This is a genomic window from Streptomyces sp. NPDC006552 (assembly GCF_040611655.1).
Lineage (GTDB): Bacteria > Actinomycetota > Actinomycetes > Streptomycetales > Streptomycetaceae > Streptomyces.
Map to the genome: position 1 here is coordinate 105,395 of NZ_JBEXOS010000005.1, position 13,466 is coordinate 118,860.

Below are 13,466 nucleotides of genomic sequence, written 5' to 3' on the forward strand. Positions count from 1 at the left end.
TCAGGAGGAGTGGGCGGTCGGGCTGTCGAAGCTCAGGCGGAGGGCCGCCACGCAGCGGTCGTACTTCTCGCGCAGTTCCTCCTCACTGTCACCGCCGGTGAAGATGTGTGCCACCTCGTAGCTGTAGCTGTCCTGCTGGCCGATCTCGGAGAGGCGCTGGGCCTCCTCGGGCACGACGTCGATACGGACGCCGGGGATCGAGTCGGCGATCTTCGCGACCTCGTCGGGCGACGGGATGCGGCGGACCACACCGTCGGTGAACCAGCGGTAGTACCACTTGGCCGCCAGCTCGTAGGGGCCCTGCCGGTTCGGCAGCGCGGGGTCCTCGCCCAGCGCGAGCGCCAGCATGCAGTGGTGGTTGGGCACCCCGTCGACGTACTGGAACAGCTCGGCGTGCGACTGGGAGTGGCGGGGATTGATCTCCAGGATCGCGATCGACTCGGTGTGCGGGTCGTAGAAGAACTCGATGCTGAACGTCGCCCCGTCCATGCCGATGTGCTCCATCACCCGCATGGAGGTGTCCCGCAGCCGCTGCTGCACCGGAGCCGGCAGCGCCGAGGGGTACTGGTGGCGCAGGAAGCTGGTGGAGTCGGGGTAGTTGATGGAGTCGAGCACGCCGTAGACGGTGACCTTGCCGTCGTGGACGTACCCCTCGACCGCCACCTGGAGCCCTTCGAGCGCCTCCTCGGCCAGGCACACCTGGGCGCCCACCCCGTCCATCTCCGGCGGGAGTTCGAGCTGGTCCAGGATGTACTCGAAGGGCCGGCCGACCCGCGCGATGCCGTCACGGATGTGCCCGACGGCCTCCTTGAACTCCGTCATGTCCTTGACGCCGTAGGCGAGTTCGGAGGAGTACGACAGCGCGGGCTTGAGCCACATCGGGAAGGAGACGCCCTGCGGCGGGCGCGGATCGTCCGCGCCGAGATCAACCCGCCCGAAGTTCGGATGGTCCGAGACGACCTCCGCCTGGACGAGGCGGCTCCAGTACTTGTGCTCGCACTTGACGACCGACTCCAGGCTCGTGGCCCGGGTGCCGTAACGCTCACCGAGCATGGCCACCAGCGTGCTGACGGGAAAGTCCCAGTACCCGGCGATCGCGTCGATCGAGCCGTCGAACGCGTCGAGCACCTGGCAGGCGCGGTCGATCAGATCGGGGACGCTGACCTCGCCCTCCTGTAGCTCCTCGATGGTGAGCAGCCCGTGGAAGTTCAGGTCCTGGGCGCCCGGCGCGGCTTGCAGAGCAGGGAGGTTGGCGTCGTCGAGTCCGAGGACGAAGACATTGCGGCGCGGGTGGGTCATGCGGTGCTCCTTAGATCGGCGATGCGGGCCTGGGTACCCGCCGTCGCCACCCGCACACGTCCCGGCCACCGGTCGCCACCTGCGGGAAGGCGTCCGGGGCCGCCCGAGAGCGCGGTGTCGGATGAGTCACAGTTCCACCGCGTACCGGGCCGGGCAGGCGCGCCCCTGACCCATGAGCCGCGTCCACGCGCACCCGCCCGGGCCGGGTCTCCGGCCGGCCCGGGCGTCCGTGTCACGCGTCGCGGCGTCCGCCGGGCAGCATCTCCTGCACCTTGGCCTTGAAGCCCTGCTTCACCACGTCCGCCGCGTCGCTGTCACCCTTGAGGATCGCGGTGGCGGCCGCCTCGATCTGGTCCAGCGTGGCGTGCGGCGGGATGGGCGGGACGGCCGGGTCGGTGCGGAAGTCGATGACGAAGGGCCGGTCGGCCGCGAGCGCCTGCCGCCAGGCTGCTTCCACCTGGTCGGGCTTCTCCACCCGGACGCCGCCGAGACCGATGGAGCGGGCGAAGTCGGCGTAGGGGACGTCGGGGAGGGCCTGGGAGGGCAGGAACTGCGGCGCGCCGGACATGGCCCGCATCTCCCAGGTGACCTGGTTGAGGTCCTGGTTGTTGAGGACGGCCACGACGAGCTGCGGATTCTCCCATTCCGGCCAGTACTTGGCGGCGGTGATCAGCTCGGCGAGACCGTTCATCTGCATCGCGCCGTCCCCGACGAGCGCGATCGCGGGGCGCCCGGGGTGGGCGAACTTCGCGCCGATCACGTAGGGCACGCCGGGGCCCATCGTGGCGAGCGTGCCGGACAGGGAGCCGCGCATGGTTCCGCGCATCCGCAGATGGCGGGCGTACCAGTTGGCGGCGGAGCCGGAGTCCGCGGCGAGGATGACGTCGTCGGGCAGGAGGGCGTCGAGCGTATGGACGACGTACTCGGGGTTGACCGGGTCGGCCTCGACGGCGGCACGCCGTTCCATCACCTCCCACCAGCGGGCGGTGTCCTTCTCGATCTTCTTGCGCCACTTGCCGTGCTTCTTCTTCTCCAGGTGCGGCAGCAGCCGGGACAGCGTGGTGCGCGCGTCCCCGACGAGGTTCAGCTCGAAGGGGTAGCGCAGCCCGATCATGTGCGGGTCGATGTCGATCTGGACCGCGCGCGCCTGGCCGAACTCGGGCAGGAACTGGCTGTACGGGAAGCTGGAGCCGATCACCAGCAGGGTGTCGCACTCCTGCATCAGCTCGTACGAGGGCCGGGTGCCGAGCAGCCCGATGGACCCGGTCACGTAGGGCAGGTCGTCGGGGAGCGCGTCCTTGCCGAGCAGCGCCTTGGCGACGCCCGCGCCCAGCTTCTCGGCGAGCTGTTCGACCTCCGCGCGGGCGCCGCGCGCGCCCTGCCCGATCAGGACGGCGACCTTCTCGCCCGCATTCAGGATCTCCGCCGCCTTCAGCAGGTCCTCGTCCGCGGGAACGGGCGCGTAGGACGCCATCCCGAGGCTGGAGGGGACCATCTTGAAGGCGTGCGTGGGCGGGGTGTAGTCGAGTTCCTGCACGTCGGCGGGGACGATGATCGCCGTGACGGTGCGCCGCGCGTAGGCGGTGCGAAACGCCCGGTCGATGACGGCGGGGAGCTGTTCGGGGACGGTGACCATCTCGCAGAAGTCTGAGGCCACGTCCTTGAAGAGGCTCAGCAGGTCGACCTCCTGCTGGTACGAGCCGCCCATGGCGCTGCGGTTGGTCTGCCCGACGATCGCGACGACCGGGACGTGGTCGAGCTTGGCGTCGTACAGGCCGTTGAGGAGGTGGATCGCGCCGGGCCCGGAGGTGGCCGCGCAGACGCCGACCTTGCCGGAGAACTTCGCATAGCCGACCGCTTCGAACGCGGCCATCTCCTCGTGCCGCGCCTGGACGAACTGGGGCTTGTCGTCGGCGCGGCCCCAGGCGGCGAGAAGGCCGTTGATGCCGTCGCCCGCGTAGGCGAAGACGTGCTCGACCTCCCATTCGCGCAGGCGCTCGAGGATGTGGTCGGAGACCTTCTGCGTCACGGGTACGTCCTTTCCGGTCAGTGCGGGGATACAGGGGATATCGGTGTCCGGGTGTCCGCCATCGGGGTGCCCATGCCCGGGTGGCGCGCGGACCGGTTCACGGGCGCCCGGCCTCCCGCAGCCGGGGGAGGACCTCGGCGCGGTAGAAGTCGAAGAAGCCCTGCTGGTCGGGGCCGATCTGGTTGACGTAGACCTCGTCGAAGCCCGCGTCGGCGAACTCCCGCACCGCGCCGACGTGGGCATCCCGGTCGTCGCCGCAGACGACGGCGTCGGCCACCATCTCCTCGGTGACCAGGGTCGACGCCTGCTCGAAGTGGGCGGGCGTGGGCAGCACCTGCGGGAGTTCACCGGGCAGCTGCTCGTTCGGCCACAGCCGGTGCACGGTCCGCACGGCCTGCGCCCGGTCCTGGCTCCAGCAGACCTTCAGCCCGCCGATCACCGGGTTCTGCCCGCCGCCCGCCCGGCGGAACTGGCCCACCAGGTCCGCGTCCGGGCTCATCGTCACGAACCCGTCGCCGATCCGGCCCGCCAGCGCGGCGGCCTGCGGGCCGAAGCCGGAGACGTAGAGCGGGGGCGGGTTGTCGGGGAGGGTGTACAGGCGCGCGTTCTGCACGGTGTAGTGCGCGCCGCGGTGGGTGACCTGCTCGCCGCTGAAGAGGCGGCGCATCACGTGCACGGCCTCCTCCAGCATCTCCATCCGCTGCGGCGCCTCCGGCCAGGCGTCCCCGAGGATGTGCTCGTTCAGCGCCTCACCGGTGCCGATGCCGAACCGGAACCGGCCCTCGGTCAGCACGGCCGAGGTCGCCGCGGCCTGCGCGTTGACGGCCGGGTGCATCCGCACCGTGGGACAGGTGACCAGGGTCGTCACGGGCAGCGAGGTCACCTGGGACAGGGCGCCGATCATCGACCAGACGAACGCGCTCTGGCCCTGTTCGTCGTTCCACGGGTGGAAGTGGTCGGAGATCGCCAGCGCCTGGAACCCGGCCTGCTCGGCGGCCCGGGCCTGGGAGAGCAGCTCGGCCGGAGTGAACTCCTCCGAGGAGAGAAAGTAACCGTACGTGGTCATGCGTCACCTTCCGGGGACTGATCGCGGGGTCGGGGATCTCGCTCGGCGGCGAGTACCCGCCGGACGCTGGACGGAACGGGCGGCGCGCCGCGGCCGGGTCCGCTCCGGCACCCGCAAAACACGGCGGAAGGAGCAGGTCGCGCGGTGGACCGGTCCGCCGCCTCTTCCTGGGTACCGGCTCTCCAAGGCCCGCGCCATGCGAGAAGCTGCTCATGGGGGCCCGGCGACAGGAGGACGACCCATGCCGCGCACGCGGGCGCAGGCCCGGCTCAGGCACCCCCGGCACCAACGGCGCGGAGAGGCCCGGCTGCCCGCCGCGCTGGCCACCGTCTCCGCGATCGCGCTCTACCTCTTCCTGCCGCAGCGGCTGCTGATCGCCCCGCGCTACGTGATGCCGGCCCTCGAACTCGTCCTGCTGGTTCCGCTCGTGGCGATCAACCCGCGCCGCCTCACCCGGCAGACCCGGACCTTCCGCGTCCTGTCGCTCACCCTTGTGGCGGTCATCGCGGCGAGCAATCTCTTCGCCCTCGGTCTGCTCGTCCACGAGCTGGTCTTCGCCGGCGTCCAGGACGGCCGGTCCCTGCTCGCGGCAGCGTTCCAGGTCTGGCTGACCAACATCATCGTGTTCGGCCTGGCCTACTGGGAGCTGGACCGCGGCGGCCCGGTCAGCCGCACTCAACTGCCGCGCGCGCGACTCCCGCTGGCCGACTTCCGCTTCTCGCAGGACGAGAACGACGACGCCGTGCAAGAAGTCGCCGAGGGCGCCAGCGGCGCGTCCGACTGGGTACCCACCCTGGTCGACTACCTGTACGTCTCGGTCACCAACTCCACGGCGTTCAGCCCGACGGACACCATGCCGCTGTCGCCGCGCGCCAAGCTGCTGATGAGCGTCCAGAGCGTCTCCGCGCTGCTGACCTCGCTGCTGGTGATCGCCCGCGCGGTCAGCGTCCTGCACTGACACGCACGTCAGGCCGAGCGCGGGGTGCGCCCGGCGCTCTTCTTCGCCGGCGCCTTCGCGGCCTTCTTCGTGGCGGACCGGGCCGCCGAGGACCGGCTCGCCGCGGCCTTCTTGGCCGGCGCCTTCCGCGCCGCCTTCTTCGCGGCTTTCTTCTTCGGCATCTCGTGCACGGTCGCGTCCCCGTCGGCGTCGCGGGATTTCTTGGCCTGCTGCACCGACTGCTCCAGGGCCGCCATCAGGTCCAGGACCCGTCCGGACGGCTCCTCCTTCGCCTCCGCGACCGGCGGCTTCTTGCCGTCGGCCTTGGCGTGGATGACCTCTTCGAGGGCGGCCCGGTAGCGGTCGGCGGCCCACTCGGCCTCCTCCAGGGGCTCCTCCCGCGTCATCGAGTCGATCAGCAGCAGCGCCTCGTCGATCTCCTCGCCGGTGATGTCGGCCTCGGCGGGGGCCAGCTCGTCGGGGGAGCGGATCTCGTCGGGCCACTTCAGGGCGTGCAGGGCGAGCACGTCCTCCTTCACCCGCAGCAGCCCGAGCCGCTCCCGGCCGTGCCAGGCGAACTTGGCGACGGCCGCCTTCGCGTTGCGCTCCAGCGCCCTGCACAGCAGGACGTACGGCTTGGTGGCGGCCTGCCCGCCGGCCTCCAGGTAGTAGCCCTCGCCGATCTGGATCGGATCGATGGACTCGTACGGCACGAAGGCGACGATCTCGATGGCCTTCGCGGTCGGCAGCGGGATCTCGCGCAGCTCCTCGTCGGAGACGGCGACGACCTGCCCGGGGGCGATCTCGTACCCCTTGCCGATCTCGTCCTGGCTCACCTCGCGGTCCTCCAGCTCGCACACCTTGCGGCTGCGCACCCGGCCCATGTCGTCCAGGTGGTACTGGTGGAAGCGGATGCTGTGGTCCTCGGTGGCGGTCATGACCCGGATCGGGATGGTGACGAGGCCGAACGAGACGGCGCCGGTCCACACGGGTCGGGGCATGACGAACCTCCCTGGTCGGACCCCGAGAACGCCAGCCTAGGCAGCGCGGCGCCACCCGGCACGTCGAGCGGTCCGCCGTCCGCGCCGCGCTCCGCGTGCGCGGCGCGGGGCCCGCGCTTAGCGTGAGCGGAGCCCCACTGTTTGTCGCCGGGGACGACGGGCAGTCGGACGCGAGAGCTTGAGACCACAGGCGCGTGCGCGGGGAGCCGTACACCCGGCTGCGGGCCTGGCTGCTCCTCGCGTTCCGTGTACGCCACGCGTTGAGGAACGAGATCCCCATGGCCACGCACCATCCGCACGACGACACCCCCGATACCGAGCTGACGTTCCTGCGCATGGCCCGGTGTCCGCCCGGCCGCGAACGGGACCTGCTCTTCGAGGAGTTGGTGGAGGCCTGGCTGCCGATGGCGAACCGGCTGGCCCGGCGCTTCCGCAACAAGGGCGAGAACATCCAGGACCTGGAACAGGTCGCGGCGATAGGTCTGGTCAAGGCCGTCGAGCGGTACGAGCCCGGACGCGGCGCGTTCGAGCCGTACGCGGTCCCCACCATCACCGGTGAGCTGCGCCGCCACTTCCGGGACCACACCTGGGACGTGCGGGTGCCCCGGCGCGTGCAGGACCTGCGCAACAAGGTCCGCGCCGCGCGCCGCGAACTCCTGGACCGCTCGGGCGGCGACGGCGAGCCGGGCGTCGGTGAACTCGCCGCGCACACGGGCCTCACCTGCGACGAGGTACGCGACGGCCTGGAGGCGCTGGAGAGCTACAGCGCGCTGTCCCTGGATGCCGAGACGGGCGCCACGGAGGACGGGTACAGCCTGGCCGACACTCTCGGGGCGGCCGAGGCGGGCTACGACCTCGTCGCCGACCGCGAAGCCGCCAAGGCCGGCCTGCGGCACCTGCCGGAACGCGAACGCACCATCTTGTACCTGCGCTTCTTCGAGGACATGACGCAGGCCCGCATCGCCGAGGTCGTCGGCATCTCGCAGATGCACGTCTCCCGGCTCATCACCCGCAGCTGCGCCTCGGTCCGCGCGCACGCCGCCCGGCCCTCCCGGCACGGGCAGGTCGCCTGAGAGACGCCCGATCACCGAAAGGAGCCCGTCGTGAGCGAGAAGGACGGCCTGCGGACCTACCGCGGCAAGCGGCGCTTCGACCGGACGAGCGAGCCGAGCGGCGAGCACGGCCGCCGGGACGAGGACGCGTCCTCCCATGAGCCCGTGTTCGTGGTGCAGATCCACGACGCCAGCACGATGCACTTCGACTTCCGCCTCGAGGTCGACGGCGTGCTCAAGTCCTGGTCGGTCCCCAAGGGCCCCTCCACCGACCCGCACGACAAGCGGCTCGCCATCCCCACCGAGGACCACCCCATGGCCTACCGCGACTTCGAGGGCACGATCCCGCAGGGCGAGTACGGCGGTGGCACGGTGATCGTCTGGGACCAGGGCACGTACACCCCGACCAGCCACGACAAGCGGCACCGCCCCGTGCCGTTCGCCGAGGCGCTGGAGAAGGGGCACGTCACGTTCGAGCTGCACGGCCAGAAGCTGCGCGGGCAGTACGCCCTCACCCGCTTCCACGGCCGCGAGGAGAAGGACGGCGGCACCTCGAAGAAGCCGACCTGGCTGCTGGTGCGGACCGCCGGGTCCGGGGAAGGCGCGGGCAGCGGCACCACCGACCCGCGCCGGGCCCGCTCGGCCCGCAGCGGCCGCACACTCCGCCAGGTCGCCGCCGACGCGTCCGCCCCCACCTGGGAGTCGAACCGCGGGGAGAAGAAGTGACCGGCCTGCTCGACGGCCTGCCGCCCGGCCTCGGCAGCCGCACCAAGGCCGCGGCCCCCGGCGTCGAACTCGCCGCGTCTCCGATGCTCGCGACGCTCAGCGACCGCCGGGAGTTCCCCGCGGGCTGGGTCTTCGAACGGAAACTGGACGGCATCCGGATGCTCGCGGTCCGCGAGGGCGGCGAGGTGACCCTCCGCTCCCGCTCGGGCCGCCGGCTCGACGCCACCTACCCGGAGATCATCGAGGCGCTCGCCGGCCAGGACTGCGCGGACTTCACCCTCGACGGCGAGATCGTCGCCTACGCGCACGGCCGCACCGACTTCGGCCTGCTCCAGCAGCGCATGGGACTCACCCGGCGCGCCGACGTCGCGGCGAGCAAGGTCGCCGTCACCTACTACGTCTTCGACCTGCTGCGCCTCGACGGCGTCGACGTGCGCCGGCTGCCGCTGCGCCACCGCAAGTCCCTGCTGCGCCGCGCGCTGACGTTCCGGGCGCCGCTGCGCTTCAGCTCCCACCGCAACGCGGGCGGCCCCGACCTGCTCGCCGACGCCTGCCGCCGGGGCTGGGAGGGGCTGATCGCCAAGCGGGCCGAGAGCACGTACCAGCCACGCCGCTCGGACGACTGGCTCAAGCTGAAGTGCAGCCAGGGGCAGGAGTTCGTGGTGGGCGGCTTCACCGAACCCGCGGGCAGCCGCACGGGCCTCGGCGCCCTCCTCGTCGGCTACTACGACGACGCCGGAGAACTGCGCTACGCCGGCAAGGTCGGCACCGGCTTCGACCGGCGCACCCTGCTGGCGCTGCGGCAGCGGCTCGACGCACTGGAGGTCTCCGCCTCGCCGTTCGCGGGCCGCGTCGCCCCGCGGAGCGCCCACTGGGTGCGCCCGGCCCTCGTCGTGCAGATCGACTTCGCGGAGTGGACACGGGACGGCATGCTGCGCCACCCCCGCTACCAGGGAACGCGGGACGACAAGAACCCCGCCGACGTCGTCAGGGAGCAGCCGAAGACATGACCGACCAGAAGAACGTGATGCGGGAACTGCTCCGCGGCCACGGCCGGACCTACGCCGCGGAAGCCGGCATCGACCTCAAGGACACCCCGCAGCCGCTCTACCGGACCCTCGTCCTCGCGAGCCTGCTCAGCGCGCGGATCCGCGCCTCCGTCGCGGTGGCCAGCGCGCGGGCGCTGTACGACGCCGGGCTGCGCGACCCGCGGCGGATGGCCGACGCGACCTGGCAGCGGCGCGTCGACGCACTGGGCGAGGGCGGTTACCGGCGCTACGACGAGCGCACCGCGACCCAGCTCGGCGACGGCGCCCGCCTCGTCCTGGACGCGTGGAGCGGGGACCTGCGCACGGTGCGCGAGCGCGCCGGCGGCGACGCGGACGCCCTGCGCGCGGAGCTGCGCCGGATGCCCGGACTCGGCCCGACCGGCGCCGACATCTTCCTGCGCGAGGTGCAGGACGTCTGGCCCGAGTACGCGCCGTTCCTGGACGCCAAGACCTTGCAGGGCGCCGAACGCCTCGGCCTCCCCGAGGACCCGGCCGCGCTGATCCGCCTGGCGGGCGACACCCCGCGGGCGGAGATCGCGGCGGCGCTGGTCCGGGCGGCGCTGGACAAGAGCGTCGTCGAGGAGTGCCGGGAGCGGGCGGAAGCGGCCTGACAGGCGGGTGAGCGAGGTCACGGAGGCGTACGGCCCGATCGTGGAATGTGTGTCCGCCCCCGGGATGCTGCATGCTGGTGGGCTCGCCCCGCATCAGGTGGCGCCGGGCAATGGGGCTCGGGATCCCCCGTATCCACGGACCGCTGTCTTCGAAAGGTCTCCTGCACCATGCCGCTGGCCCTGCTGGCCCTGGCTGTTGTCGCGTTCGGCATCGGCACGACCGAGTTCGCCACGATGGGGCTGCTGCCCCAGATAGCCGACGGGGTCGACGTCTCCGTGCCGCACGCCGGCAACCTCGTGTCGGCCTACGCCCTCGGTGTCGTCGTCGGCGCGCCCGTGCTCACCGGCATCGGCGCGCGCGTCCCCCACAAGCGGCTGCTGCTGCTCCTGTCCGGCCTGTTCGTCGTCGGCAACGTCGCCTCCGCCCTCGCCCCGAACTTCGGCCTCCTCTTCGCCGCCCGCTTCCTGGCAGGGCTGCCGCACGGAGCCCTGTTCGGTGTCGGCGCCGTCGTCGCCTCCCGCCTGGTCGCCCCCGAGCGCGCCGCCCGCGCCGTGTCGAAGATGTTCCTCGGGCTCACCGTCGCGAACATCGTCGGCGTCCCCGCGGGCACGGCCCTCGGCCAGCACCTGGGCTGGCGCGCCGCCTACTGGGCGGTCGCCGTCATCGGCGTCCTCGCGCTCGTCGCGCTCGCCCTCTTCGTCCCGCACCAGCCGCGCGGCCAGCAGTCCGGCATCCGGCACGAACTGCGGGCCATGGGCAACAAGCAGGTCGTGATCGGCCTGGCCACCGCCGTCGTCGGATTCGGCGGCTTCTTCGCCGTCTACAGCTACCTGGTGCCCATGCTGACCAACGTCACGGGCATCTCGGACACCTCGACCACACTGGTCCTCGCGCTCTACGGCGTCGGCATGACCCTCGGCACGCTCGTCGCCGGCCCGCTCACCGACCGCGCCCTGCGCCCGACGCTCTACGCCGGGATGGCTCTGCTCGCCGTGGCCCTGGTGACGTTCTACTTCGCCGTGCACAGCACGGTGCCCGCGCTGGTCACGATCACCTTCATCGGCGCGATGGGCTCCCTCATCACCACGCCGGTCCAGATGCTGCTGATGGCGAAGGCGGCGAACGCCCCCACCATGGCGGCCGCCTCCAACCACTCCGCCTTCAACCTCGCCAACGCGGGCGGCGCCTGGCTCGGCGGCCTCGCCATCTCCGCAGGCTGGGGCTGGACCTCGCCCAACCTGGTCGGCGCGGCCCTCGCCGTGGCCGGGCTCGGCCTCGCCGTCACCGGCGGCCTCATGGACCGCTCCACCCGCCGCTCCGAGGTGGTCACCTCCTCCCGGCCGGACCCCGCGCACCACTCCGACCAGGTCGGCTCGGCTCTCTGAACGGCCCCGCTCCTGAGGTCCGGAGCTACTTCTGAACCACGTACGAGACCACGCCGACGGCCGCGCCGACCCCGCCCGCGCACACCCCGAGACAGCGCGCCTTGAGCCGGGCGTAACGCTCGTCGTACTCCCCGCGCAGCTCATGCGCGCGGGCCGCCAGCTGGACGAGCGCGGCCTTGTGGAAGGCCAGCCGCTCCTCGGTGAAGACCCGCTCGACCTCCTCCCGCTGTGCCGTCGTGAGCCACGGGAGGCGTCCGGTGAAGTCCTCGGCCTGCGCGCGGGTCTCGGCCGTCTTCGAGGTCCACAGCAGGTAGCCCTCCATCTGGAGCAGGCCGGACTCGATGTCCTGTTCGGTGCTCATTCGGAGTGGGTCTCATTACGGTGCACGTTCTGGCTCCGGTCCAGAGCGGCCACGCCCGGGTGATGCAGGTCGAACGCGGGGGACTCGGAGCGGATGCGCGGCAGCGTGACGAAGTTGTGCCGCGGCGGCGGGCAGGACGTCGCCCACTCCAGCGAACGGCCGTAGCCCCAGGGGTCGTCGACCTCGATCTTCTTGCCGTACTTGGCGGTCTTCCAGACGTTGTAGAGGAACGGCAGGAGGGAGAGGCCGAGGAGGAAGGAGGAGATCGAGGAGACGGTGTTCAGGGCGGTGAAGCCGTCGACCGCGAGATAGTCCGCGTACCGGCGCGGCATCCCCTCGACACCGAGCCAGTGCTGGACCAGGAACGTGCCGTGGAAGCCGCAGAACAGCGTCCAGAAGGTGATCTTGCCGAGCCGCTCGTCGAGCATCTTGCCGGTGAACTTCGGCCACCAGAAGTGGAACCCGGAGAACATGGCGAAGACCACGGTCCCGAAGACGACGTAGTGGAAGTGCGCCACCACGAAGTACGTGTCCGACACGTGGAAGTCCAGCGGCGGGGCCGCGAGGATCACGCCGGTCAGACCGCCGAAGAGGAACGTCACGAGGAAGCCGATGGACCAGAGCATCGGGGTCTCGAAGGAGAGCGAACCCTTCCACATCGTGCCGATCCAGTTGAAGAACTTCACCCCGGTCGGCACGGCGATCAGGAAGGTCATGAACGAGAAGAAGGGCAGCAGCGCGCCGCCCGTGACGTACATGTGGTGCGCCCACACCGTCGCCGACAGACCGGCGATGGCGATCGTCGCCCCGATGAGCCCCGAGTAGCCGAAGATCGGCTTGCGGCTGAAGACGGGGATCACCTCGGAGACGATGCCGAAGAACGGCAGGGCGATGATGTACACCTCCGGATGGCCGAAGAACCAGAACAGGTGCTGCCACAGCAGCGGCCCGCCGTTCGCGCCCTCGAAGACGTGCGCGCCGAATTTGCGGTCCGCCTCCAGGGCGAACAGCGCGGCGGCGAGCACCGGGAAGGCGAGCAGGACCAGCACACCGGTGAGCAGCACGTTCCAGGTGAAGATCGGCATCCGGAACATGGTCATGCCGGGAGCGCGCATGCAGATGATCGTGGTGATGAAGTTGACCGAGCCGAGGATCGTGCCGAAGCCGGAGAAGGCCAGGCCCATGATCCACATGTCGCCGCCGATGCCGGGCGAGTGCACCGCGTCGGAGAGCGGGCTGTAGGCGAACCAGCCGAAGTCGGCGGCGCCCTGCGGGGTGAGGAAGCTGCCGACCGCGATGAGTGAGCCGAACAGGTACATCCAGTAGGCGAGCATGTTCAGGCGCGGGAAGGCGACGTCGGGCGCGCCGATCTGCAACGGCATGATCCAGTTGGCGAAGCCCGCGAACAGCGGTGTGGCGAACATCAGCAGCATGACGGTGCCGTGCATGGTGAACGCCTGGTTGAACTGCTCGTTGGAGATCAACTGGGTGCCGGGCCGGGCCAGTTCCGCGCGCATGAAGAGCGCCATGACCCCACCGACCAGGAAGAACGCGAACGACGTCGTCAGATACATCGTCCCGATGGTCTTGTGGTCGGTGGTGCTGAGCCACTTCACGACGACGGCACCGGGCCGCCGCGCGTGAGCGCCCTCCGCGTCGGATGCGTCGGCCGGGGCCTCGGCGCTCTCCAAGGACGTCATCAGATGGGGCTCTCTTCGTGCGTGCCGGTGGGGGATACGACCACGAGTAGCCCACCGCCGCCGGGCGGACGGCGATACGCGCCCCCGCGCGGGCGCGGTTCCCCCGAATGCAGCAACCGGCCGCGCCGGGCCCGGCCGTCAACAGTCGGCCCCCCGGCACGAGTTCGGTCACCGGCCGCCTCCGGGACCGGACAGAGCCCGTCAGGAAGGGCGTCCGGCGCGTATCCGGCGGACCATGGGGGAAACGCG

The 13,466-nt window shown here is 71.2% G+C and carries 12 protein-coding genes; 6 read left to right on the forward strand and 6 right to left on the reverse strand.

Annotated elements, in window-relative coordinates:
* From ABZY33_RS04970 to ABZY33_RS04980, 3 genes are all read right to left on the reverse strand, one after another.
* Window positions 1-1,299, reverse strand: a complete 1,299-nt coding sequence (locus ABZY33_RS04970) for an ATP-grasp domain-containing protein (RefSeq protein ID WP_356490052.1) — start codon at window positions 1,297-1,299, stop codon at window positions 1-3.
* 232 nt (window positions 1,300-1,531) lie between these two features.
* The gene (locus tag ABZY33_RS04975) at window positions 1,532-3,328 is read right to left on the reverse strand and encodes a thiamine pyrophosphate-requiring protein (protein WP_356490053.1); all 1,797 of its coding nucleotides are present in this window, start codon (window positions 3,326-3,328) and stop codon (window positions 1,532-1,534) included.
* A gap of 97 nt (window positions 3,329-3,425) precedes the next feature.
* Entirely contained in the window at window positions 3,426-4,394 is a 969-nt protein-coding gene (locus tag ABZY33_RS04980) for an LLM class F420-dependent oxidoreductase (protein ID WP_356490054.1), read from the reverse strand.
* 241 nt (window positions 4,395-4,635) lie between these two features.
* Between ABZY33_RS04980 and ABZY33_RS04985 the strand changes: the two genes are divergently transcribed.
* Window positions 4,636-5,352 (forward strand): hypothetical protein, encoded by a 717-nt coding sequence (locus ABZY33_RS04985; protein WP_356490055.1) that lies wholly within the window; start codon window positions 4,636-4,638, stop codon window positions 5,350-5,352.
* A gap of 8 nt (window positions 5,353-5,360) precedes the next feature.
* Here the strand turns inward: ABZY33_RS04985 and ABZY33_RS04990 are convergent, their stop codons facing one another.
* Window positions 5,361-6,332 carry a Ku protein gene (locus tag ABZY33_RS04990; protein ID WP_356490056.1) on the reverse strand — a complete coding sequence of 324 codons (972 nt, stop codon included), beginning with the start codon at window positions 6,330-6,332 and terminating at the stop codon, window positions 5,361-5,363.
* A gap of 278 nt (window positions 6,333-6,610) precedes the next feature.
* On the opposite strand from ABZY33_RS04990, the gene ABZY33_RS04995 reads away from it, so the two are divergent.
* From ABZY33_RS04995 to ABZY33_RS05015, 5 genes are all read left to right on the forward strand, one after another.
* Complete coding sequence (locus tag ABZY33_RS04995) at window positions 6,611-7,405, forward strand: SigB/SigF/SigG family RNA polymerase sigma factor (RefSeq protein WP_356490133.1); 795 nt, start codon at window positions 6,611-6,613, stop codon at window positions 7,403-7,405.
* Window positions 7,406-7,435: 30 nt separating this feature from the next.
* A complete protein-coding gene (locus ABZY33_RS05000) occupies window positions 7,436-8,110 on the forward strand; it encodes a DNA polymerase ligase N-terminal domain-containing protein (protein ID WP_356490057.1) in 675 nt (224 codons plus the stop codon).
* Window positions 8,107-9,120: a non-homologous end-joining DNA ligase gene (gene ligD, locus ABZY33_RS05005; RefSeq protein ID WP_356490058.1), complete on the forward strand. Its 1,014-nt coding sequence runs from the start codon at window positions 8,107-8,109 to the stop codon at window positions 9,118-9,120. Before ABZY33_RS05000 ends, ligD begins: the two co-directional genes overlap by 4 nt.
* On the forward strand, window positions 9,117-9,770 hold the full coding sequence (locus ABZY33_RS05010; protein WP_356490059.1) for an endonuclease: 654 nt from the start codon (window positions 9,117-9,119) through the stop codon (window positions 9,768-9,770). Before ligD ends, ABZY33_RS05010 begins: the two co-directional genes overlap by 4 nt.
* A gap of 168 nt (window positions 9,771-9,938) precedes the next feature.
* The gene (locus ABZY33_RS05015) at window positions 9,939-11,156 is read left to right on the forward strand and encodes an MFS transporter (RefSeq protein ID WP_356490060.1); all 1,218 of its coding nucleotides are present in this window, start codon (window positions 9,939-9,941) and stop codon (window positions 11,154-11,156) included.
* 25 nt (window positions 11,157-11,181) lie between these two features.
* On the opposite strand, the gene ABZY33_RS05020 is transcribed toward ABZY33_RS05015, so the two are convergent.
* Together ABZY33_RS05020 and ctaD are read right to left on the reverse strand one after the other, a co-directional pair.
* A complete protein-coding gene (locus tag ABZY33_RS05020; RefSeq protein ID WP_356490061.1) occupies window positions 11,182-11,517 on the reverse strand; it encodes a hypothetical protein in 336 nt (111 codons plus the stop codon).
* Window positions 11,514-13,217, reverse strand: coding sequence for a cytochrome c oxidase subunit I (gene ctaD / locus ABZY33_RS05025; RefSeq protein ID WP_356490062.1), 1,704 nt, complete (start codon window positions 13,215-13,217; stop codon window positions 11,514-11,516). The genes ABZY33_RS05020 and ctaD overlap by 4 nt, the downstream gene beginning before the upstream one ends.
* Window positions 13,218-13,466 lie beyond the last annotated feature (249 nt).

Excerpts from the sequence above, each read along its gene's own strand:
- ABZY33_RS05020 (WP_356490061.1), bottom strand. The coding sequence starts at position 11,517 with ATGAGCACCGAACAGGACATCGAGTCCGGCCTGCTCCAGATGGAGGGC.
- ABZY33_RS04990 (WP_356490056.1), bottom strand. The coding sequence starts at position 6,332 with ATGCCCCGACCCGTGTGGACCGGCGCCGTCTCGTTCGGCCTCGTCACC.
- ABZY33_RS04985 (WP_356490055.1), top strand. The coding sequence starts at position 4,636 with ATGCCGCGCACGCGGGCGCAGGCCCGGCTCAGGCACCCCCGGCACCAA.
- ABZY33_RS04980 (WP_356490054.1), bottom strand. The coding sequence starts at position 4,394 with ATGACCACGTACGGTTACTTTCTCTCCTCGGAGGAGTTCACTCCGGCC.
- ABZY33_RS05010 (WP_356490059.1), top strand. The coding sequence starts at position 9,117 with ATGACCGACCAGAAGAACGTGATGCGGGAACTGCTCCGCGGCCACGGC.
- ABZY33_RS04995 (WP_356490133.1), top strand. The coding sequence starts at position 6,611 with ATGGCCACGCACCATCCGCACGACGACACCCCCGATACCGAGCTGACG.
- ABZY33_RS04970 (WP_356490052.1), bottom strand. The coding sequence starts at position 1,299 with ATGACCCACCCGCGCCGCAATGTCTTCGTCCTCGGACTCGACGACGCC.
- ctaD (WP_356490062.1), bottom strand. The coding sequence starts at position 13,217 with ATGACGTCCTTGGAGAGCGCCGAGGCCCCGGCCGACGCATCCGACGCG.
- ABZY33_RS05015 (WP_356490060.1), top strand. The coding sequence starts at position 9,939 with ATGCCGCTGGCCCTGCTGGCCCTGGCTGTTGTCGCGTTCGGCATCGGC.